General features: G+C 71.9%; 20 protein-coding genes and 1 pseudogene. 6 read left to right on the top strand and 15 right to left on the bottom strand.

Going from position 1 to position 20,296, the window contains the following annotated elements:
- Positions 1-436: CHRD domain-containing protein (locus JNK30_RS09020; protein WP_293481795.1), on the top strand; the 436-nt coding region annotated here is incomplete at its 5' end.
- Positions 437-457: 21 nt separating this feature from the next.
- Here JNK30_RS09020 and JNK30_RS09015 read toward each other — a convergent pair.
- Complete coding sequence (locus tag JNK30_RS09015; protein WP_293481793.1) at positions 458-1,063, bottom strand: surface-adhesin E family protein; 606 nt, start codon at positions 1,061-1,063, stop codon at positions 458-460.
- Between the two features lie 125 nt (positions 1,064-1,188).
- On the opposite strand from JNK30_RS09015, the pseudogene JNK30_RS09010 reads away from it, so the two are divergent.
- Both JNK30_RS09010 and JNK30_RS09005 read left to right on the top strand, forming a co-directional pair.
- Positions 1,189-1,350 (top strand): annotated as a pseudogene (locus JNK30_RS09010) (zf-TFIIB domain-containing protein); the annotation flags it as partial.
- A gap of 46 nt (positions 1,351-1,396) precedes the next feature.
- Positions 1,397-2,326, top strand: coding sequence for a lipid kinase (locus tag JNK30_RS09005; RefSeq protein WP_293481791.1), 930 nt, complete (start codon positions 1,397-1,399; stop codon positions 2,324-2,326).
- Between the two features lie 50 nt (positions 2,327-2,376).
- On the opposite strand, the gene JNK30_RS09000 is transcribed toward JNK30_RS09005, so the two are convergent.
- The 3 genes from JNK30_RS09000 to JNK30_RS08990 all read right to left on the bottom strand — a co-directional run bounded on the left by JNK30_RS09000 (position 2,377) and on the right by JNK30_RS08990 (position 4,204).
- On the bottom strand, positions 2,377-2,835 hold the full coding sequence (locus JNK30_RS09000; protein ID WP_293481789.1) for a TerB family tellurite resistance protein: 459 nt from the start codon (positions 2,833-2,835) through the stop codon (positions 2,377-2,379).
- Positions 2,832-2,972 (bottom strand): hypothetical protein, encoded by a 141-nt coding sequence (locus JNK30_RS08995; RefSeq protein WP_293481787.1) that lies wholly within the window; start codon positions 2,970-2,972, stop codon positions 2,832-2,834. The genes JNK30_RS09000 and JNK30_RS08995 overlap by 4 nt, the downstream gene beginning before the upstream one ends.
- 263 nt (positions 2,973-3,235) lie before the next feature.
- A complete protein-coding gene (locus JNK30_RS08990) occupies positions 3,236-4,204 on the bottom strand; it encodes a sodium-dependent bicarbonate transport family permease (protein WP_293481785.1) in 969 nt (322 codons plus the stop codon).
- 95 nt (positions 4,205-4,299) lie between these two features.
- On the opposite strand from JNK30_RS08990, the gene JNK30_RS08985 reads away from it, so the two are divergent.
- Positions 4,300-5,202 carry a LysR substrate-binding domain-containing protein gene (locus JNK30_RS08985; RefSeq protein ID WP_293481783.1) on the top strand — a complete coding sequence of 301 codons (903 nt, stop codon included), beginning with the start codon at positions 4,300-4,302 and terminating at the stop codon, positions 5,200-5,202.
- A gap of 123 nt (positions 5,203-5,325) precedes the next feature.
- Positions 5,326-5,451 (top strand): hypothetical protein, encoded by a 126-nt coding sequence (locus tag JNK30_RS08980; RefSeq protein ID WP_293481781.1) that lies wholly within the window; start codon positions 5,326-5,328, stop codon positions 5,449-5,451.
- A gap of 44 nt (positions 5,452-5,495) precedes the next feature.
- Here JNK30_RS08980 and JNK30_RS08975 read toward each other — a convergent pair whose 3' ends face one another.
- Together JNK30_RS08975 and JNK30_RS08970 are read right to left on the bottom strand one after the other, a co-directional pair.
- A complete protein-coding gene (locus tag JNK30_RS08975) occupies positions 5,496-7,754 on the bottom strand; it encodes a TonB-dependent receptor (protein ID WP_293481779.1) in 2,259 nt (752 codons plus the stop codon).
- A 93-nt stretch (positions 7,755-7,847) separates the two neighbouring features.
- Positions 7,848-8,927 (bottom strand): Gfo/Idh/MocA family oxidoreductase, encoded by a 1,080-nt coding sequence (locus tag JNK30_RS08970; RefSeq protein ID WP_293481799.1) that lies wholly within the window; start codon positions 8,925-8,927, stop codon positions 7,848-7,850.
- A gap of 133 nt (positions 8,928-9,060) precedes the next feature.
- On the opposite strand from JNK30_RS08970, the gene JNK30_RS08965 reads away from it, so the two are divergent.
- Positions 9,061-10,350 (top strand): MFS transporter, encoded by a 1,290-nt coding sequence (locus JNK30_RS08965; protein ID WP_293481777.1) that lies wholly within the window; start codon positions 9,061-9,063, stop codon positions 10,348-10,350.
- Positions 10,351-10,446: 96 nt separating this feature from the next.
- On the opposite strand, the gene JNK30_RS08960 is transcribed toward JNK30_RS08965, so the two are convergent.
- From JNK30_RS08960 to JNK30_RS08920, 9 genes are all read right to left on the bottom strand, one after another.
- Entirely contained in the window at positions 10,447-12,030 is a 1,584-nt protein-coding gene (locus JNK30_RS08960) for a trypsin-like peptidase domain-containing protein (protein WP_293481775.1), read from the bottom strand.
- A gap of 152 nt (positions 12,031-12,182) precedes the next feature.
- Positions 12,183-12,635: a cytochrome c-type biogenesis protein gene (locus JNK30_RS08955; protein WP_293481773.1), complete on the bottom strand. Its 453-nt coding sequence runs from the start codon at positions 12,633-12,635 to the stop codon at positions 12,183-12,185.
- Positions 12,632-14,599: a heme lyase CcmF/NrfE family subunit gene (locus JNK30_RS08950; RefSeq protein ID WP_293481771.1), complete on the bottom strand. Its 1,968-nt coding sequence runs from the start codon at positions 14,597-14,599 to the stop codon at positions 12,632-12,634. The genes JNK30_RS08955 and JNK30_RS08950 overlap by 4 nt, the downstream gene beginning before the upstream one ends.
- Entirely contained in the window at positions 14,599-15,129 is a 531-nt protein-coding gene (gene ccmE, locus JNK30_RS08945) for a cytochrome c maturation protein CcmE (protein ID WP_293481769.1), read from the bottom strand. Before ccmE ends, JNK30_RS08950 begins: the two co-directional genes overlap by 1 nt.
- A complete protein-coding gene (ccmI, locus tag JNK30_RS08940) occupies positions 15,126-16,202 on the bottom strand; it encodes a c-type cytochrome biogenesis protein CcmI (RefSeq protein WP_293481767.1) in 1,077 nt (358 codons plus the stop codon). Before ccmI ends, ccmE begins: the two co-directional genes overlap by 4 nt.
- Before the next feature lie 95 nt (positions 16,203-16,297).
- Complete coding sequence (locus JNK30_RS08935; protein WP_293481765.1) at positions 16,298-17,665, bottom strand: hypothetical protein; 1,368 nt, start codon at positions 17,663-17,665, stop codon at positions 16,298-16,300.
- A gap of 77 nt (positions 17,666-17,742) precedes the next feature.
- Positions 17,743-19,125, bottom strand: a complete 1,383-nt coding sequence (locus tag JNK30_RS08930) for an ATP-binding protein (protein WP_293481797.1) — start codon at positions 19,123-19,125, stop codon at positions 17,743-17,745.
- Between the two features lie 17 nt (positions 19,126-19,142).
- Positions 19,143-19,835: a response regulator transcription factor gene (locus JNK30_RS08925; RefSeq protein ID WP_293481763.1), complete on the bottom strand. Its 693-nt coding sequence runs from the start codon at positions 19,833-19,835 to the stop codon at positions 19,143-19,145.
- A gap of 39 nt (positions 19,836-19,874) precedes the next feature.
- The gene (locus JNK30_RS08920) at positions 19,875-20,192 is read right to left on the bottom strand and encodes a hypothetical protein (protein ID WP_293481761.1); all 318 of its coding nucleotides are present in this window, start codon (positions 20,190-20,192) and stop codon (positions 19,875-19,877) included.
- Positions 20,193-20,296: the final 104 nt, after the last annotated feature.

The raw sequence follows: 20,296 nt of genomic DNA, 5'->3' as shown, positions 1-20,296 counted from the left end.
AAGTCGGGGGCGGATGGAGGACGAGATGATCAAGAACTGCATGCTGGCGCTTGCCGCGGCCGCGCTTCTGGGCGCGCCTGCGCAGGCGGCCGACAAGCTGTCCGCCCACCTGGGCGGCGCGGGCTCGCCGGACACGGACGGCGGCGGCCACGCCAACTTCCAGATCGACACCGCCAAGAACGAGGTCTGCTACGACCTGATGGTCGAGAAGATCGACACGGCGACGGCGGCCCACGTCCACCGCGGCGCCGCCGGGGCCTCTGGTCCGCCTGTGGTTCCGATGAACAAGCCCGGCGCCGACGGCAAGTCGAAGGGCTGCGCCACGGTCGGCGCCGATGTGGTGAAGGACATCCTGGCCAACCCGGCCGGCTACTACGTCAACGTCCACAACGGACCCCACCCGGGCGGCGCGATCCGCGGACAGCTCTCCAAGTAAGGACAGGGCGCGGCGAGAGCCCTACCGCTTCGCGGGCGGGGCTTTCGTCGCGGCGGTCTTCGCGGGCGCGGCCTTGGCCGCCGGGGCGGCGGCCGCCTTCCCGGCCGGCGCGGACGCCGCCGCCGGCGGCAGAACCGGCTCGATCGGCGTGCTGGGCGGGTCCCACGACCCCATGAGGCGGATCACCAGCTTGGCGACGCTCTCGGCGGAAACGACCGAGCCTCCGCCGTAGCCTTCGCAGACCACCTTGAAGGCCGCCTGGGTGTCGTAGCTCTCGGCGGCGGGCCCCCACTCGGGGTTGGGATTCACCTTGCTGACCAGCAGCGCGCCCGAGCGCGAGAACGCGGAGAACTCGCGCCACCGCGTCCGCTGGGCGGCGCAGTCGTATTCGTTGAGCGTCCGCACATAGCCCGGCTGGGGCGGCGTGCCCGACAGGATGTTGCGCTGGACACGCACTTCCCACGCGCGACGGACCGGGCTTCCCGCGACCGTCTCCACGCCCGCGGGATCGAGCACGGTCCAGGAGTCCGCCCCCGACTGGATCACATGGTAGATGCGCGCGTGACCGGCGGTGGGGAGCAGCGCGCCCGTCATCAGGAGGGCGGCAAGGGCGAGCTGGGTCTTCACGCGCGCGAGCTTAGCGGCCGCCGGTCGAGGCGCCTACCGCCCAAAGGCGACGGAACGGCCGGCGCTGATGGCAGTCATGAGGCCTTTTCATCGCCCCCCGCTGGCGACGGAGCCCTCGAACCCCAATGTCCTGCGTCGCCGCGCCGTCAGGAGAAGCCGTGATCGCCCCGCTCTGCCTGAGCTGCCGAGTCCCGATGCAGTCGCTGCACTTCAAGTGCGTGGAACTGGACCTGTGCCCCCATTGCCGGGGCGTCTGGCTGGATCACGGCGAGCTCGAGAAGCTCATGACCTACGCCGCGGGCGAGGGCGCGCCGCCCAGGCGACGGCCGGCGCATGACTGAGCTGGCGGTGCTTCCCCCGCGGTCCGCCCGCCCGGCGGCCGCGCCGCCGGTGCGCCGCCTGCTGCTGGTGGGAAACACGCGCTCGCGGAAGGGCCGGCGCGGCCTCGCCGAGGCGCAGGAGGCGTTGCGGCGCGAAGGCTACGGCTTCGATACCCTGCCGCTGTCGCCCGACCAGGATCTGACGGCGAGGGTGCGCGGCCGGCGGTACATGGTCGACGCGGTCGCCGTCGCGGGCGGCGACGGGACGCTGAACGCGATCGCGCCGGCGCTTCTGGAGACGGGCCTGCCGCTCCTGGTGCTGCCGACCGGTTCGGCCAACGACCTCGCCCGTACGCTCCGCGTGCCGCCGGCGCTTCCCGACGCGGTGAGGCTGGCGCGGACGGGCGAGCTCCGCACGATCGACGTCGGCTTCGCCAACGGCCGCCCCTTCTTCAACGTGGCCAATATCGGGCTGGGCGCGCTGGTGACGGAGAACCTCGACTCCGGTCTGAAGCGCCGGCTGGGCCCCCTGGCCTACCCCGTCGCCGCCCTGCGAACCCTCCGCCGGGCCCGTCGGTTCACGGCCCGCATCCGCGGCGCCGGCTGGGACGTGGAGGTGCAGACCTTTCAGATCTCCGTCGGCAACGGGCGCTACTACGGCGGGGGAACCCCCATCGAGGCCCAGGCGCAGATCGATGACGGGCAGCTCGACCTCTACAGCCTCGAGGTCTCGGACCTGCTGCGCCTGCTTGCCCTGGCGCCGCGGCTGCGGCAGGGCCGTCAGCGCCTGTCCGCCCAGGTCCGCGTCGGGGCCTGCACCCGCTTCGAGGTGGAGACTCGACGCCGCTGGCCGGTGAGCCTCGACGGCGAGATCCTCACCCACACGCCGGTGACCTTCACCATCTCCCCGCAAGCCGTCCGGGTCTTCGCGCCCGCCGGCTGACGGGTCGCCCGTTCGGGCCGAACGCTTGGAACTGGTTCTCCGGCTCGGGCTCAGGGCGCGTCGGCGACGCCGACTTCCTCGGCGGACACCCCGACCGCACGGCAGATGCGGCGCACCGCCTGCCGTTCGGCCTCGTCGTAGCCGCCATCGGCCATCGCCACCGCGTTGCAGGCCTGCAGCAGCGCGCGCGCCTGGCCGGGATCGGAGCGGAGACGGGCGATCAGCGCCATGCAGACGGGCTCCGCCGTCTCGGGATCCTCGATCAGGGCGTTGAGGAACCGATCGAAGGCGCGGACGACGTGCTCGAGGTCGAGGCGGGTGGAGTCGGCGAGCAGCCGGAGCCGCTCGACCATCTGCCGCCGTTCGTCGTCGGTCGGCCAGCCGTCGGCGCCGGCCACTATGGCGCAGGCCGCCGCCAGGGCGCGCCCGGACTCCGGGGTGCGTCGAAGGGGCTGCTCGGCGCGACCTGTCGCGCGGATGGGGCGGCGCAAGCTGAGGACCGAACTCATTCGGCGGCCATGAGCTGAACCGGCCTTGCGTCGGGCGCCGGCGCCGGCATCAGCCCGCCGAGGTCGGCGCCCCACCACAGGTCGGCCGCCGCCACGTAGGGCGTCCACCAGATCTGGGCCAGGATCAGCCCCTCCATCGTCTGCCGCCGGCCAAACCGCGCGGATTGGTCCTCTCCCTGTCGGAGCTCGATTGTCGGCGTACGTTTCATCGTCCCTCCGGTGTGGCCCGGCGCGATCACGCGGCGCGGGCGCGGCTGCTGGACCGACATCGTGAAGCCGCCCCAAGTCGGCGGCCGCACCAGAGGGGCCCGGTCCCGGAGTGGATTTCAGGCCGCGGCAGGCGCTCCGCAAGGCGAAGGTCGATGAGGAAGCGCCATCGTCGCGAGAAGCAACGCTCATGCTAGCTGAGCAGCCGCGAGGCGGCCCAGGCATAGAGGGGGATGCCCACCAGCAGGTTGAACGGGAAGGTGACCGCCAGGGGCAGGGTCACATAGACCCCCGCGTTCGCCTCCGGCAGCGCCAGGCGCATGGCGGCAGGGACGGCGATGTAGGACGCAGACCCCGCGAGGACCATGAGCATCGTGGCCTCGGCAAGCGGCAGATTGAGCGCAACGCCGATCCCGAGCGCCAGAGCGGCGCCGGTTAGCGGAATGAGGATGCCGAGCCCCACCAGGCGCGGGTGGAGCGCCTTGCCGCCGAGCAGGCTGCGCGACGCGGTCAGCCCCATGTCGAGCAGGAAGAAGCAGAGCGCGCCCTGGAAGATGGCGTTCACGAAGGTGTCGAGCCTGGCCATCCCGGCCGCGCCGGTCAGGGCGCCGATGACGAAGCTGCCGACGAGAACCATCAGCGCCCCGTTGCAGAAGACCTCGTGCAGGGTGCGGCCGGGCGTGGCGGCGGGCGCGGAGCCGGGCGTGCGCCGCGCGAGCAGCAGGCCCGTGAGGATCGCAGGCGTCTCCATGACGGCCAGCACGGCGGCCATGTAGCCGGCCGCCGGCCGCCCCAGCCCGGTCAGGAACTCGCTCGCCGCCGCAAAGGTGACCACCGAGACCGAGCCGTAGGCGGCCGCCGCGGCCGCGGCCGTGGGCGAATCCAGCCGTCCGAGCGTCCGCAGCAACGGGAACAGGGCCAGGGGCGTCGCGAAGCTCAGAAGGAGGCCGGCCGCGCCGGCCGTCAGCATGCCGGCCTCGAACCCGTGGAGCCGGGCTTCGACCCCGCCCTTGAAGCCGATGCAGAGCATCAGGTAGAGGGCCAGCCCCCGCGACACCTGTTCCGGCACCGTGAGGTCCGACCGCACGAAGCCGCCGATGGCTCCCAGCACGAAGAAGAGTGTTCCCGGCGCCACCAGCGCCGCCGCCATTCCCAGGTCCATGGATCCGCCCCCAGCGAAGAAGTGCGCCGCACTACCCCGCCGAGCCGACCGGCCAACCTTGATACTGCACATCGGGATGATTAGCTGGAGCAATCATGCCGAACCGAGCGCAGCGAAACATCAATCTTGATCTGGATCTGATCCGGACGTTCGTCACGATCGTCGAAGCGCAGAACTTCACGCGCGCGGGCGAAAGGCTTGGCCGCAGCCAGTCGGCGGTCAGCCTACAGATGCGACGGCTGGAGGACCAGGTCGGCGCGGTGCTCCTGTCCCGCGACCCGCGGCATGTGGTGTTGACCGAGGCGGGCGAGATCTTCCTGCCGCAGGCGCGCCGCCTGCTTCGCGTCAACGACGAGATCCTCGCAGAGGTGCGGGGCGACGATATCGAGGGCGAGGTGCGGCTGGGCGCGCCCGAGGACTTCGCTACGGTTCACCTGCCCGAGATCCTGGGGCAGTTCGCCCGGCTCCACCCGAAGGTCTCGCTCACGGTCACCTGCGACCTGACCCTGCACCTGCTCGACAAGCTGCGCGAAGGGCAACTGGACCTCGCCCTGGTGAAGCGGGAACCCCTGGGGCCCGACCAGGGCGTCCGGGTCTGGCGCGAGCCGCTGGTCTGGGTCGCCGCGGACAAGAGCGTGCTCGACGCCGCCCCGTTGGCGCCGCTGATCCTGGCCCCCTCCCCCTGCGTCTATCGCAAGCGCGCCATCGCGGCGCTGGAGGCGGCCGGGCGCGCCTGGCGCTGCGCCTACACCAGCCCCTCCCTGGCGGGCCAGCATGCGGCCTTGCGCGCCGGGCTGGGGATCACCGTGCTGCCCCGCGACATGGCGCCGCCGGACCTCACCGTGCTCGGCGAGGCCCAGGGCCTGCCGCCCCTTCCCGACGCCGAGATCGCCCTGCTGCGGGCGCGCGCCGCCGTCCCCACCGCCGCGGTCCGCCTGGGCGAGTACGTGCTGTCGGCGCTCGACCGGCGCCACGCGCTGCACGCCGCCGGCGCGTGAGCGGCGCGCCGGCCCCCGCACGATGACGGCGCGCGATCGGCGCGATCAGCCCGCGCAATGCCCTTGCGCGCGAAGGCGCGGCCCCGACATCAGGAAGGCGCCCCCGGCGCAGGAGACACCGAGATGCGGCATCCGTTGAGCTGGAACGCGGCCCAGGCCGTGGGCGCGGCCCTGCTGGCCCTGGGCGCCTTCCTCGCCTTCGCCGGACGCTCGCGCCGCGGGAAGGCTCGGGATACGCGGGAGCGTTAGGGCTCGCAGCCGCATGGCGGCGGGCCCTGCGACCTCTCCCGAAATCAGAAGTTCACGCGCGCCGTCACGCCATAGTAGCGGTCGGCCTCGCGCGGGATCAGGTAGCGGAAGCTGCCGCCGGGACCGCCGGAGGTGATGGCCGACGGGAAGCTGGTGTCGAACAGGTTCTTGACCTGCAGCATCACGCGATACCGGTCCTCGGGGTCGGCGATGCCGGCCGAGAGGTCGACCAGCGCATAGCCGTCGATGGTGGTGGCGGCGCGAACGGCGGCCGAGGCGTCGAACTGGCTGAGCTGCTTGGACTGGAACGAGCCCTGCGCGCCCAGCAGAACGTCCGCCGGGCCCACGCCGCGGATCCGATAGTCCACCGCGACCGACCCCTTCCACTTGGGCGCGTACGCCAGGGTAGTGCCGGACGGCACGACGCCGGTGATCACGCCGTTGGTGGGCAGCTTGAACTGGTCGACCTTGGCGTCGGTGTAGGCGAGGCCGCCCGAGATGCTGAGGTCTTCCAGGGGCCGGAACAGGACGTCGAGTTCGCCGCCCCGCGTGGAGATCGTGCCCGCATTGGTGAAGCGGGTGACCAGGACGCCCGCGACCACGTCGGGATTGTTGGCCTGGAAGTTGTGGTACTTCGCATAGTAGGCGGCGAGGTTCAGCATGAGCCGCCCGCCCATGAGGGTGTTCTTCAGGCCCACCTCGAAGCTGTCGGCCGTCTCGGCGTCGATGACGTTCGTGCCCGTGGCGGTCAGGTTGTAGAAGACGTTGTAGGCCGGTCCCTTGTAGCCGCGGGAATAGGTGGCGTAGGCGGTCGACGCCTCCGAGAGGTCGAACTGGGCGCCGGCCTTCCCCGACAGGTTCTCGTTGGACGTGGAATCCGCGAAGGGCCCGAAGCTGGGCTGGATGCCCGGCCCCGCCAACGCGGTGACCCGCTGGTGGTAGACCGACAGCTTGTCGGAGGTGAAGCGCACGCCTGCGATCAGGCGGAAGCGCTCGCTGACGTTGATCGTGCCCTGGCCGAACAGGGCGTAGTTCTTGAACACCGACCCGAACGTCGCCGTGCCCGTGGGCGTGGTCACCACCGTGCCCGGCGTGGCGCACGGCGTGATGACCGTGGGGGCGGGCGTCAGGGTGCAGACGATGTCGTTGCGGGTGAAGGTCCGGTCGGTCTCGGCGCGCGAGTAGTAGGCGCCCAGGACGTAGCTCACGGTCTGGTCGGCCGGCGACGTGACCCGCAGCTCCTGGGTCAGGGTGTTGCTGGTCTGCGGCCCGATGTCGTGCAGCTGGTTGAAGCCGACGTAGGCGCGGGGCAGCCAGTCGCCGTCGCGGATCTCGGTATTGTCGTACTCGCGGTACGAGCCGATGTAGGTCACCACGTGCTGGCCCACGTCCCAGTCGGCCTGCAGCGAGACGCCGCCGCTCTTCTCCGTGGTGGCGGTGATCAGGTCCTGGGCCACGCGCCGGGTGCGGTCGCCCCGCGGGGTCGGCAGCACCGTGGCGGTGAGGTTCGTGGGAACCGTGCCGATCAACTCGGCGCAGCAGTCGTCGTCGCTCTCGCGGTAGTCGGCGATCAGCGTCAGGGACAGCGCCTCGCTGGGATCGGCCACGATCATGCCGCGAACGCCCCAGTGCTCGTAGCCGTTGACCCGCGTGTCACGGGTCACGTTGCGGATGTTTCCGCCGTAGGTCCCGTAGAAGGCGGTGAAGCGGCCCTGGACCGTCTCGCTGAACGGCACGTCCACGCCCGCGCGCACGCGGTACTCGCCGCCGTTGGAGAAGGCTCCGCCGTCCACATAGCCCGCGAGCACGTCGCCGGGCCTGCGGGTGACGATGTTGATCACGCCGGCCGAGGTGTTCTTCCCGAAGAGCGTGCCCTGGGGCCCGCGCAGGACCTCGATCCGCTCGACGTCGATGAGGTCGCTGAACGCCTCGCCCGCCCGGCTGTAGACGACCCCGTCCACAACGGTGGAGATCGACGGCTCGCCGGCGATCGAGAAGGTCGAGGTGCCGACGCCGCGGAGGAACAGCGTCTGGTTGATGGTGGTGCCCGACTTCCGGAAGTTCAGCGTCGGCACGAGGTACTGGGCGCTCTCCAGGTTGACGGAGCCGCGCGCCGCGATGGCGTCGCCCGAGACCACCGAGACCGCGGCCGGGACGTCCTGCAGGCGCTCCTCGCGCTTCTGGGCGGTGACCACGATCTCGCCAACGTCGGTCACGCCGTCGCTGTCGGTCTGGGACACGGCCGGACCGGCCGCCGCGATGGCGGCCACGGCGGCGCTGGTGATCAGGATGATCCTCTTCATGTGTCTCCCCCCTTGTTCCTTCTTCTCTCGTTCGTTGTCTGACGCTGTCATACGGACAGCAGGTTCATGATCATTCGGGCGACCGGCTCGGCTTCAGAAGCCCAGTTCGCTCATCTCCACCACGCGCTTCTCGCGGGCGCTGATCTCGGCGGCGGTCCCGATGGCGACGGCCATCAGTCCGTCGTGCGCGGTCACCTCGACTGGGCCGGCGCCGCGCACCGCGGCGTTGAACCGCTGGTGCTCGTAGAAGGTCGAGCCGTGGTGCGTGCCGGCTTCCAGCGCCGTGCGGTCCACGTCCACGATCCGCGACTCGACCCGCTTCGGATTGCGGAATCCGACGCGGGGCGAGAAGACCAGCGCTCCGGTCGGGATCAGGACGTCCAGCCGCCCCGTATCCCCGACCGCGGTGATCTCCTCCTGGTTCTCGGCCCCGTCGGCGAACATGCAGAGGTCCAGCATGGCCCGGACGCCGTTCGCGAAGTCGACGGTGGTGTAGCTGTTGTCGATGATGTCGGGCGTGCGGCCGTCGTAGCGCTCGTCCCGATGGTTCACATCCATGGCGCCCGAGCAGTAGACGCGCACCGCCTCGGAGCGCGTGATCAGCCGCATCAAGTCAAAGAAATGACAACACTTTTCGACCATCGTGCCGCCGGTGTTGCCGGCGAAGCGGTTCCAGTCTCCCACCTTCCGCAGGAAGGGGAAGCGGTGCTCGCGGATGGACAGCATCCGCAGGTCCCCGATCCTCCCGCCGTGCACCTCCTCGATGAAGGCGGCGGCCGGCGGCATGTAGCGGTATTCCATCGCCGTCCAGAACGGCGCGGGGCTTTCGGCCGCCCGCCGCACCACCCAGCGCGCGTCTTCGAGCGTGGTGGCCAGGGGCTTCTCGCAAAGGATCGGCAGCCCGGCGTCGAACAGCGGCTCGAGAACCTCGCGGTGCGTGTGGTTGGGGCTGGAGACGATGACGCAATCGACGTCGCCGCCCGCGGCAAGGGCGGCGCTGTCGGCGTAGGCCTTCGCCAGGTCGGCCCGGTCGCCCAGGGCCTTGCGGGCCCAGCCGAGCGAGGTTTCCACGGGGTCGGCGATGGCCGTCACGACCGCCCCCGGCGTGACCGCCAGGTTGTGGATGTGCTCGACGCCCATCATGCCCGTGCCCACCAGGCCGTAGCGAACCACCTCGGGCAAACGCCTCTCCAGAATTCCATATGACAACGATGACTTATTATGAGCATTCTCCCAGACGGCTCGGCGGGGCAAGCCCAAAAGTTGCGCAGACGACGGCCGGCCAGGATCGAGGGGGAGGCCTGACTTGACGAGCGCCACGCACCCGGTCGGCGGCGAGCCCAGCCTGCGGCTCCGCTGGATGCTCTTCGCCTTCCTGGCCGCGTCCGGCATCCTGGCGCTGGTCGATCGGCAGATCATCTCGGTGCTGAAGCCCGAGATGGCCGCAGAGCTCGGCTGGACGGACGACGACTACGGCACGCTGGGCGCCTGGTTCCAGGGCGCGACAGCCGTGGCGCTGCTCGGCGCGGGGCCGCTGGTCGACAAGCTCGGCGTGAAGTGGGCCAACCCGATCGCGGTGATCAGCTGGAGCGTGGCGGCCCTGTTCCACGGCTGGGCCCACACCCTGGTCCAGTTCACCCTGTGCCGCATCGGGCTCGGCGCCACCGAAGCGGCCGTGACGCCGACGGCGGTGAAGACCATCGCCACGATCTTCCCACCCCACATGCGCTCCACCGGGGTGGGCCTCCAGAACGCCATCGCCAGCTTCGGCGCGATCAGCGCGCCGTTCATCATCCCCATGATCGCCGGCCCCTTCGGCTGGCGCGGCGCCTTCCTGCTGGCCGGCGCGGCCGGCCTTGTCTGGGCGGTCGGCTGGCTGCTGGTGACCCGGAAGGTCAACTTCGGCGACGCCGCCCCGCCGCCCGCGGCCGCTGCGGAAACCCCGCCGCGCGGCGCCTTCTTCCGCGACCGCGCCGCCTGGGCCGTCGCCGGGGCCAAGTTCCTGAGCGATTCGACCTGGTGGCTGCTGCTGTTCTGGATGCCCGACTTCCTGAACCGCCAGTTCGGACTGTCGGGCGGCGACATCGCGGCGCCCCTGGCGCTGGCCTATACAGGCGCGGCGGCCGGCTCGCTGATCAGCGGCACGCTGGCCACGCGCTTCCTCGCCCGCGGCATTTCCGTGAACCGGGTGCGCAAGGTCGCCATGCTGGTCAGCGCGCTGATGGTCCTGCCCATGCCCCTGGCGCTCCAGGCCACCAGCCCGTTCGCCGCGGCCGGCGTGCTGGCGCTGGTCCTCGCGGCGCACCAGGGGTTCTCGACCAATCTTTTCGCGCTCATCACCGACGTCACGCCCAAGGCGAAGATCGGACGGATGACGAGCTTCGGCGTCTTCAGCGGCAACATCGGCGGGATGCTGATCCTGAAGGTGGCGGGCATGGTCCTGGCCGCCGGGCTGGGCTACCTGCCCCTCTTCCTCTTCGCCTCTGTGTCGTACCTGCTGGCGCTCGGCTGGATCCACGTGATGCTGCCGAACATCCGTCTGGTGGACGCCGGCGAGCGTGCGAACCTCCCCGGCGACGGACACGCTGGCGCTTGAGCGGCGGCGGGCCGCTGCGGCGCAGGCTTGAGGCGGCGGCCTCGCCGCGCCTCGGGGCGAAGATCTGAGATCCGCCCCCCCCGGGGGTCGCGGCGGCTAGCCGGCGACCTTGATGGGGAGGAAGGCGGTGCGTCCGTTGCGGTAGACGCCCACGACGACGCTGGTGCGGCCCGCCTTCTTGGCGGCGTCCACCACCGCGGCGAGATCCGTCGCCCCGGCGATGATCCGGCCATTGGCCAGCGTGATCACGTCGCCCCGGCGCAGGCCCTTCGCGCCGGCGTCGGACGCCTGGTCGACGTTCTCGACCAGGGCGCCGCGGACGTCGGCGGGCAGGTTGAGGCGGTTGCGCGCGCCCTCGTCGATGGGCCCCAGCGACATGCCGAGGACCGGCGCCCGCGGCGAGGGCGAGGCGCCCGGCGGCGTCGCGCCGCCGCCGCGCCCGAGGTTGTCGTTCGCCGCCAGTTCGCGCTCGGACGGACGCACGCCCGAGCGGATCTCCACGGTCCGGCGCTTGCCGTCGCGGATCACGTCGAGACGCAGGATGTCGCCGGCGCGCACCCGGGCGACCTGGCGCGTGAGGTCCGAAGAGCTCTTCACGGTGTTGCCGTTCACGGCGATCACCACGTCCCCGATCTGCACCCCGGCCCGCTGCGACGGTCCGCCGGGCGAGATGTCGGACACGATGGCGCCCTTCTGGTCGCCCAGACCCTGGGCCTCGGCCATCTCGGCGGTGAAGTTCTGGATCGTGGCGCCGATGTAGCCGCGCTCGATCTTGCCGCCCGAGATCAGCTGCTTGGTGACCGCCTCGGCCACCTCGGACGGGATCGCGAAGCCGATGCCCACGGAGCCGCCCGAGGGCGAGAAGATGGCCGTGTTGACGCCGATCACGCGGCCGTAGACGTCGAACGTCGGTCCGCCCGAGTTGCCGCGGTTGATGGGGGCGTCGATCTGGATGTAGTCGACGAAGGTCTCGCCGATGTCGCGACCATAGGCCGAGACGATGCCCGCCGTGGCGGTGCCGCCCAGGCCGAACGGGTTGCCCAGGGTGATGACCCAGTCGCCCACGCGCGGCTTGCCGGCGTTCTCGAAGTTCACATAGGGGAACGGGCCGCGCCGACCCTTGACCCTGAGCACGGCCAGGTCCGTGGCCTCGTCGCGGCCGACGACCTCGGCCTCGAGCTCGGTCTCGTCCTTGAGCACGACCTTGATGGTCTCGGCGTTCTCCACGACGTGGTTGTTGGTCACCACATAGCCGTCCGCCGAGATGAAGAAGCCCGAGCCCGACGACTGCTGCGTGGGCAGGCGCGGCTGGCCGCGCTCGGTGCGGCCGCCCGGATCGCCGCCGCCAGGACCGTCGTCGTCGTCCTGCCCGCCCTGCGGCCCGCGCGGGATGATCCCGAAGGGCAGCCCGGGGAACTGACGGAGGTTCGAGGTGTCGACCCGGCTGGTCACGTTGATGGAAACCACCGCCGGCGAGACGCGGTCGACGATGTCGGCGAACGACATCGGAGCGCCCGGGGGCGGGGCGAAGATGGGGGCGGTCGAGGCCTTGATCAGGCCCCCCGGAGGCATTTCGGCATGGGCTGCGGGCAGGCGCATGCCTGCGCCCGCGACGGCGGCCGCCATGACGCCGGCGCCGGCGACGGCGCCCAGGATGTAACCGGTCTTCTTGGAGGTCATCAGCCTTCGTTTCCCTGCGCAGCCCGCGTCTCGCAAGAGACATACTGCGCCCAAACAACCTAGGTGGGATGCACCGAAGTGCAACGTCCGCGCAAATTACTTTGCATCCACCCTTAGGCGCCGCTTCGCGTCCATTTATGGGCGGGAACGTGTCAGGCGCCGTCGTCCCTTGAAACCTGCTGCAACCGCTCGCTTTCCGAGGGGCTCAGCTCGGGTTCCGGCGCCGTCTTGCGCAGGCGCGCGAGGAGCAGCGCCGCCCCCGCGACCACCACCAGGAAGGGCCCGGCCCACAGCAGCAGGTTGCCCGGCGACCACGACGGCGTCAGCAGGACGAACTCGCCGTACCGGTCCGTCAGGAAGCGCTTGATCTCGGCTTCGCTGCGGCCCGCGCTGACCTGCTCGCGGACGATGACGCGCAGGTCGCGCGCCAGTTCGGCCTCGCTGTCGTCTATCGATTCGTTCTGGCAGACGAGGCAGCGCACGTCGCGGAAGATCTCGCGCGCCCTGGCCTCCTGCGCGGGATCGGGAAGACGCTCGGCGGGGTCCGAGGCGGCGGCCAGGCAGAGCACGCCCGCCAGGCCGGCGAGGAGCGCCTTCAGCCTCACGCCTCCTGCTCCCGGCGCCGACGGCCCGCCGCCAGGCGAAGGCGCCGGTCGGAGAGGGACACGAGGCCGCCCGCGGCCATGATGGCCGGCCCCACGAAGATCAGGCTCGCCCAGGGGTTCCAGTAGGCGCGCACCAGGTAGGTCCCGCCCTCGCGCCGCTCCCCCAGCACCAGGTACAGGTGCGACAGCCCGCGGTAGCAGAGGCCCACCTCGGAAGTGGTCTGGCCGCCGGCAGTGTAGAACCTGCGCTCGGGCGTCACCTGGCACACCGGCTGGCCGGCGCGGGTCACGACGATCGTGCCCCGGTCGGCGTCGTAGTTGGGCCCGTTCACCGGCTCGACCGCGGCGAGGCGGACGCTGTAGCCGCCGACCTCGATGGCGCGGCCCACCGGCAGCGCCTCGGCGGCCTCGAGCTTCCACGACGTCTCGAACACGGCGCCGAGCACGAACACGCCCAGCCCAAGATGGGCCAGCGTCATGCCCCAAGCGCCGCGCGGCAGGCCGGTGAACCGCCGCCACGCCTCGGCCGGCGGGACCCGGAAGACCCGCGTGCGCTCGAGGATCTCGGCCAGGGCGCCCGCGATCAGCCAGCCGCCCAGGCCGACGCCCAGCGCGCCCCAGGTGTGGCGCGGCGTGACCAGCACGCCGACCAGCAAGGTGAGGACGACCGCCACCGCCGCGGCCACGGCGAGCCGCCGCAGCGCCGTCGCCCCGTCGCCCCGCTTCCACGCGAGCAGCGGGCCGATCGGCAGCAGGACGAGCAGCGCCGCCATCAGCGGGGTGAAGGTCAGGTTGAAGTAGGGCGGGCCGACCGAGATGGCCTCGCCGGACATCGCTTCGCGGATGAGCGGGTAGAGCGTCCCCAGGAGGACGGTGGCCGTGGCGGCCGCCAGCAGGATGTTGTTCAGCACCAGGGCGCTCTCGCGGCTCACCGGCGCGAACATCCCGCCACGGCCGAGGGTGGGCGCGCGCCAGGCGAAGAGGCTGAAGCCCAGGCCGGCGGTCACGCCGAGGATGATCAAGAGCAGGACGCCCCGCGTGGGGTCGACGGCGAAGGCGTGAACGCTGGTCAGCACGCCCGACCGCACCAGGAAGCCGCCGAGCATCGAGAAACTGAACGCCGCCAGCGCCAGGAACACCGTCCAGCCCGCCAGGGCGCCGCGCTTCTCGGTGACGATGGCCGAGTGCAGCAGGGCGGTGGCGACCAGCCAGGGCATGAAGCTGGCGTTCTCCACGGGGTCCCAGAACCACCAGCCGCCCCATCCCAGCTCGTAGTAGGCCCAGAACGACCCGAGGGTGATGCCGACGGTGAGCAGGCTCCACGCGGCCAGCGTCCAGGGCCGGACCCAGCGCGACCAGGCCGCGTCGACGCGGCCTTCGATCAACGCCGCGACCGCCAGGGAGAACACCACCGACATGCCGACATAGCCGGCGTAGAGAAACGGCGGATGGACCGCGAGCGCAGGGTCCTGGAGCAGCGGGTTGAGCGAGCGTCCCTCGACCGGCGGCTGGGCGACCCGCGCGAGCGGGTTGGAGGCGAAGACCGTGTAGGCGAGGAACACCGTGCCCAGCACGCCCTGCGTCCCCACCGTCAGGGTCCTGAGCCCCTGGGGCAGCGTGCGGCCCAGACCGGCGACCGATGCGCCGAAGCCGGTCAGCGCCAGGCACCACAGGAGCATCGAGCCCTCATGGTTCCCCCACGTGCCGGCGATCCGGTAGAGCAGCGGCTTCTCCGTGTGCGAGTTCATCGCCACGTTGGCCACCGAGAAGTCCGAGACCACGAAGGCGTACATCAGGGCCGCGAAGGCGGCCGCCACGCCGAGGAAGGCCGCAATGGCCGCGCCCTCTCCGGCGCCGGCCAGCACCGCCGAGCGGCGCACGCGGGCCGCGTACGACAGCACCGCCTGCGCCAGCGACAGGGCCAGCGACAGGATCAGCGCGAACGCGCCGACTTCTGCGATCACTAACGCCCCCCGCTCTGCGGCGGCGAGGGGCCGCCGGCGGCGGAGGTCACCGCAGGCCCGCCGGCGTCCTTCGGGGGTCCGTCGCCCCGGTACTCGCCCTTGGCCTTCAGTTCGTCGGCGAGCGCCTTGGGCATGTAGGTCTCGTCGTGCTTGGCCAGCACGCGCTTGGCCTCGAAGACCCCGTCGCGGCGGTACGAGCCTTCGGCGACGATGCCCTGGCCCTCGCGGAACAGGTCCGGCAGGTCGCCCTGGTAGACGACCCGGTCGGCGGCGGTGTTGTCGGCCACGGTGAACTCCACCCGGCCGTCGGGGTGCTTCAGCACCGAGCCGGCCTGCACCAGCCCGCCAAGCTGGATGGCGCGCCCCGGCGGCGGGTTGGCCGCCTCGGCCTGCGACGGCGTGTAGAACAGCGAGATCGAGTCCCGCATGCCCCAGAGCGCCAGGGCCACGGCGGCGATCACCACCGGCGAGATCACAGAAAGGAGCAGGAGGCGCGTGCGCGCCTTGCGGGATTTGGGAAGGAAGCTCATCGCATCTGTTCCGCGCGGGCGGCCTCGTCCAACTGTTTGAGCACGGCCGGTTGTCCGGCGTATTTCGCACGCGCCGCGGCGTAGGCCTCGTCGCGCTTCCCGGCGTCGCCCAGCACGGCGTAGGCGCGCACCAGGCGCACCCAGCCCTCCGGGTTCTCCGGATCCGCCTTCAGGCGCGCGGCGAGGCCGTCGACCATGCCGCGGATCATGGCGAGCTGCTGCGGGTCCGCCGCCGCAGCCGGGCGGCCCTGCAGGCGCGCCAGTTCGGTCTCCACGTACGCGCGCCGCGCGTCTCCCGCCGGCAGGTCCGCGATCAGGGCCTGGAGCTCGGCCGCGGCCTGGGACGCCTGGCCGGCCTCGGCCTTGGCGCGGGCGAGGTAGAAGCGGGCCCCGGCGTCGCCGGGCGCAAGCGCCAGCACCTGCCGGAAGGTCGCCTGGGCGTCGGCCTCGACCTTGCCGCCGGCGGCGATGACCTGGGCCTCGCCGAGCTGGCGCCAGGTGTCGACGTCGCCGGGCTCAAGCACCGTCGCCCGGCGCAGCGCGCTGACGGCGCCGGCGGGGTTGCCCGCGGCGTTCTCCACCATGCCCAGGAAGCGGAAGCCCTGCGCCTCGTTCGGACGCTTGGCGGTCGCCTCGCGCAGCACCGCCGCGAGTTCGGGCGGCGGCAAGGTCCGAAGGTCGCTGGCCTTCCACTCGGCGAGGCGGCGGGCGAAGGGCTGGTCGCCGAACCCTGGCGCGCCGAGCTGCAGATAGAGCCCCAGGGCCAGCGCCGGCGCGGCGCACACCACCGCAAGCAGCACGCCGCGGCTCTTCGGATCGGCGGTCCAGGGCGCCGTCGGCGCGTCGGTCGCGGCCAGGAGACGGCGCGCGGCCTCGGCCTCCGCGCCCTTGCGCTCGCCCTCGCCCATCAGCCCGCGCTCGACGAGGTCTCCGATCTCGGCGAGCTGGCGGCGATAGAGGACAGGAGCGGGGTCCGCGGCGGCCGCCGCGTCGGCGGCGCCTGCGGCGCGCATCAGGATCAGGCCCGCCGCGGCGGCGGCCAGGACGCCCGCCACGACCCAGAAGAGCAACATGGCAGCAGCGTCTAGCCGAAACCGCTCGCGTGCGCGAGCCGTCCGAACGCCGCGGGCCGTGCGATCGCGCCCGGTCGAGGCCGGTCGGGACGGGCCTAGCCCTGCGCGACCGCGGGTTCGGGATGTATGGTCGCGTGGATCCGACGGTGGATGAGCTCGGCGGCGGGGGCGCCCCGGATCAGGCGATCGAATGCGGCCGCGTGCTCCAGGAAGGCCTGGGCCTGGTGCAGGTTCTCGACCTCGTGGGTGCGGACCAGGTCCAGCACCTCCTCCACGTAGTAGTCGATGTGCTCGCCCAGCGTCTCGATCAGGCGGTTCCGCGTGGCGGAGAAGCCTCCGTAGTTGGCCGTGGCGCGCAGGTCTTCGGAGAACGACAGCAGCGTGATGGCGCGGTTCACCAGGCGCTCCTGCGGCGGGTCGGCCAGTTGCGGAACCGCCCGTCGCGCGCGCTGCCGCGGCACGTGCATGGGCAGCGCCTCGACGACCGCCTTCTCGGCCTCGTGCAGGCGGCCCTCAACCACGCTGGCGAGGCTGGCGCGCTGCTGGTGGATCCGGCGCCCCCAGCCCGTGTCGCGCGTCAGGTCGATGCAGGTCTCGAGCTCGACGATCTGCTGCACGATCAGCTCGGCCCGTCGCGCGGCGTCACGGCCGGCGGCCGGCCCATCGTCGGCCTTCAGGCCCGCGATATGGCCGAGGCCCGCGTCGATCTCGTCCAGCAGGGTCTCGGCGAAGCCCGCCAGTTCGGAATCGCGCAGGTACCGCTCGGTGGGCTTGTCCATCACCGCCGAGATCACCCGCAGCACCATCCACGGCTGCGCCATCTGGGCCGCCAGCATCTCGAAGAACAGCGGGCCCGCGTCGTCCGACACGGCCACCGCGTCCCGGTAGGCCAGCCGGGCGGCGGCCGAGGCGTCGGCGCCCGGGTGCGTCAGCCATCCATGCAGGCGCTCGGTGGCCCGCCGCACGACCGGGGCCACGTCGAGGCAGGTGGCGAGGGTGTCGCGGCCGCCGGGTCGGGCCTGCTCGCAGGCGTCGCCGGCCGCGGCGAACTCCGGCAGATCCGCAGCGCGCAGGCCGGCCGCCGCCGCCGCGGTGAGCGCGTCGGTGAGCTTCTGGACCTCATGCGGCGCGAGCTGTTCCTCGAACGCCGCGCGCACCTCGTCGATGGTCGGGCCGTGGTGCAGCCGCAGGCCGCGCCAGAGCTGCGCCAGCGCCCGCGCCGGGAAGGTGAGCTTCTTGGGGTCTTGGCCGGATCCCACGCACATCGGCGCGACCGGCTGCAGGATCAGGTTCCGCAGCGCGCGCTCGCGGTACTCGGACTCGACGAGCCGACGCACGGTGCCGAGCGCGCTGTCGGCGGCCGTCTCGGAAAGGGCCGCCTGCAGGCTGCCCACCACCGAGTCCGGCGCGGTCTCGACCAGCGTGCGGACGATCTGGATTTTGCGCTCGGACAGCCCGGGCATCGTCAACGGCCTCCGACGGAAGCGTCTTGCCGCGAGACTGGCCCGACCTCAGTTAAGGCTTTACGAAAACAGGATTTTCACGCTTCCGCCCGCGGGAGGTCGACGCTCACCAGCAGGCCGCCCAGGCGCGATTCCCCCAGCATGAGCTCGCCCCGGTACGCCCTCGCCAGCTCGTCGATGATGGAAAGGCCGAGGCCGGACCCCGGGGCGTTCTCGTCCAGGCGCGCGCCGCGCTGGACCATCGCCTCGCGCTGTTCGGGCGTGAGGCCGGGCCCGTCGTCCTCCACCGTGAGGCGCATGCGCTCCGGACCGGCGGCCTCGGCGCGCACCCGCACGCGGCGGCGGCCGAACTTGCCGGCGTTCTCCATGGCGTTGCCGGCGATCTCCATGAAGTCCTGCCGCTCGCCCAGGAAGCAGAGGTCGTCCGGCGCGTCCCAGTCGATCTCCACGCCCTTGGACCGGAAGATCTTCTCCAGGGTGCGCGAGAGCTCGTCCAGCACCTCGGCCACGGGGGTCCGCTCGCCCTGCCCCTGGCTGCGGGCGGCGGCGCGGGCGCGGCGAAGATGGTGGTCCACCTGCTGGCGCATCACGTCGGCCTGCCGCGTCACCACATCGGCGAGCGCCCCGGGGCGCTGGCTCGCCTCGGTGATCATCACCGAGATCGGCGTCTTCAGCGCGTGCGCCAGATTGCCCACGTGGGTCCGCTGGCGCTCCACGGTCTCCTGGTTGTGCGCCACCAGGGCGTTCAGCTCGTCGGTCAGCGGCGCCAGCTCGGTGGGATAGGCGCCCTGCAGCCGCTCGGCCTTGCCCCGGCGCACCTCGGCGACCTCGCTGCGCAGCCGGAACAGCGGCTCCAGCCCCACCCGGACCTGCACGAACACCGCCACGATCAGGCCGCCCGAGAGCAGGGCGAAGAAGATGGCCGTGGCCGTGAGGAAGTTGCGCACCTCGCGGTCGATGGGCAGCCGGTTCTCGGCCGCCACGAAGATGAGCGGCGTCTCGCGTCCCGGGATGGTCGTCCAGCGCGCCACCAGGCGCAGCCGTTCGCCCGGCTGCGGCCCCGGGCCGTCGAACGCGATGGGCTTCGAAGGCTGGGCCCTCAGGCGCGCGGGCAGGTCCGACGGCACGGTGAGCTCGGAGTCCCAGAGCGACCGCGAAGGCACCAGCGTCCGCACCCCGCCGCCGGGCTTGGGCTCGGTGATCGCCCAGTACCGTCCTGAATAGGCCCGCAGCGCCCGCAGGTCCGTCAGCGCCGGCGCCAGCACCTCGCCGCCCTCGACCGTCGAGCCCGAGATCAGGTTGTCGATCAGGTCCGAGAGCTGGGCGTCGAAGCGGCGCAGGGCCGCCTGCTGGAAGAGCAGCGCCAGCACGACGGCCGAGATCACCAGGGCGGCGAAGCTCCAGCCGACGGCCAGGATCACCAGCCGGCGTGCGAGGGACGGGCGCCCGAGGCGCGCCATCACGCCCCCGGCGGCGGTCACGTTCTCGCGGTCTCCGCGTCGACCTCGTCGGCCGGGCAGATCAGGCGATAGCCCAGCCCGCGGACCGTCTCGATGCGGTCGGCGCCGATCTTCTTGCGGACCCGCCCGATGAACACCTCGATGGTGTTGGAGTCGCGGTCGAAGTCCTGGTCGTACAGGTGCTCGACCAGCTCGGTGCGGCTGATCACGCGGCCCTGGTGCATCATCAGGTAGTGCAGCAGCCGGTACTCCAGCGACGTCAGGCGCAGCGGCTCGCCGTTCACGCTGGCGCGCGCGGCGCGGGGATCCAGCCGCAGGCCGCCGCACGAGAGGTTCGGCGTGGCGTGGCCGGCCGAGCGCCGCAGCAGCGCGCGCAGCCGCGCCAGCAGTTCCTCGGTATGGAACGGCTTGGTCAGGTAGTCGTCTGCGCCGGCGTCGAAGCCCGCCACCTTCTCGCTCCAGGCGCCCCGCGCGGTCAGGATCAGCACCGGCGTGGTCATGTTGTCCCGCCGCCAGCGCTCGAGGACCGACACCCCGTCCACCTTGGGCAGGCCAAGGTCGAGGATGACGGCGTCGTAGGGCTCGGTCTCGCCCAGGAACTGGGCCTCCTCGCCGTCCGGCGCGTGATCCACCGCATAGCCGGCGTCGGCCAGCGCCAGCTTCAGCTGCCGCGACAGGTCCGGATCGTCTTCAACAAGCAGGATGCGCACGTCGGCGTCCCTCTCCTCTGGGTTTTTGAGCCCCGGTCCCTACCCGCCCTGCCGGGCGATGACCTGCCCGGACTCGGCGTCCACGACGAAAACCACCACCCGACCGCTCTCCATCTGCCACTGGACGAAGTAGGCGGCTCGCCCGCCCGCCTCGCCCCGGGTGGTGTTCAGGTGACGGCCCGGATAGCGGGCGCTCAGCATGGCCAGAACGCGCGAAAGCGGCGCTTGGCGCCCGCGGGCCTCGCGGCCCTGGTCCTCGGCCCCCAGCACGGGCCGGCCGTAGTCCTGCCCGAGGGCGACGGACGGGACCGTCGTCGTGACCGCGCCCAGGAGGGCAAGGGCGAAGAGGCGTTTCATGCGACCCCTGTTACGGGAGCCGGACTGAACCCGGCCTGAACGCACCTCTAACCCCCTGTTAGGTGGAAGCCTAGCCGTCGAGGCGCTGCCGCGTCCCGAGATAG

This window comes from Phenylobacterium sp. (assembly GCF_016793225.1).
Lineage (GTDB): Bacteria > Pseudomonadota > Alphaproteobacteria > Caulobacterales > Caulobacteraceae > Phenylobacterium.
Note: the sequence above shows the minus strand (reverse complement) of the source record. Positions and strands in the feature narration are given on the sequence as shown.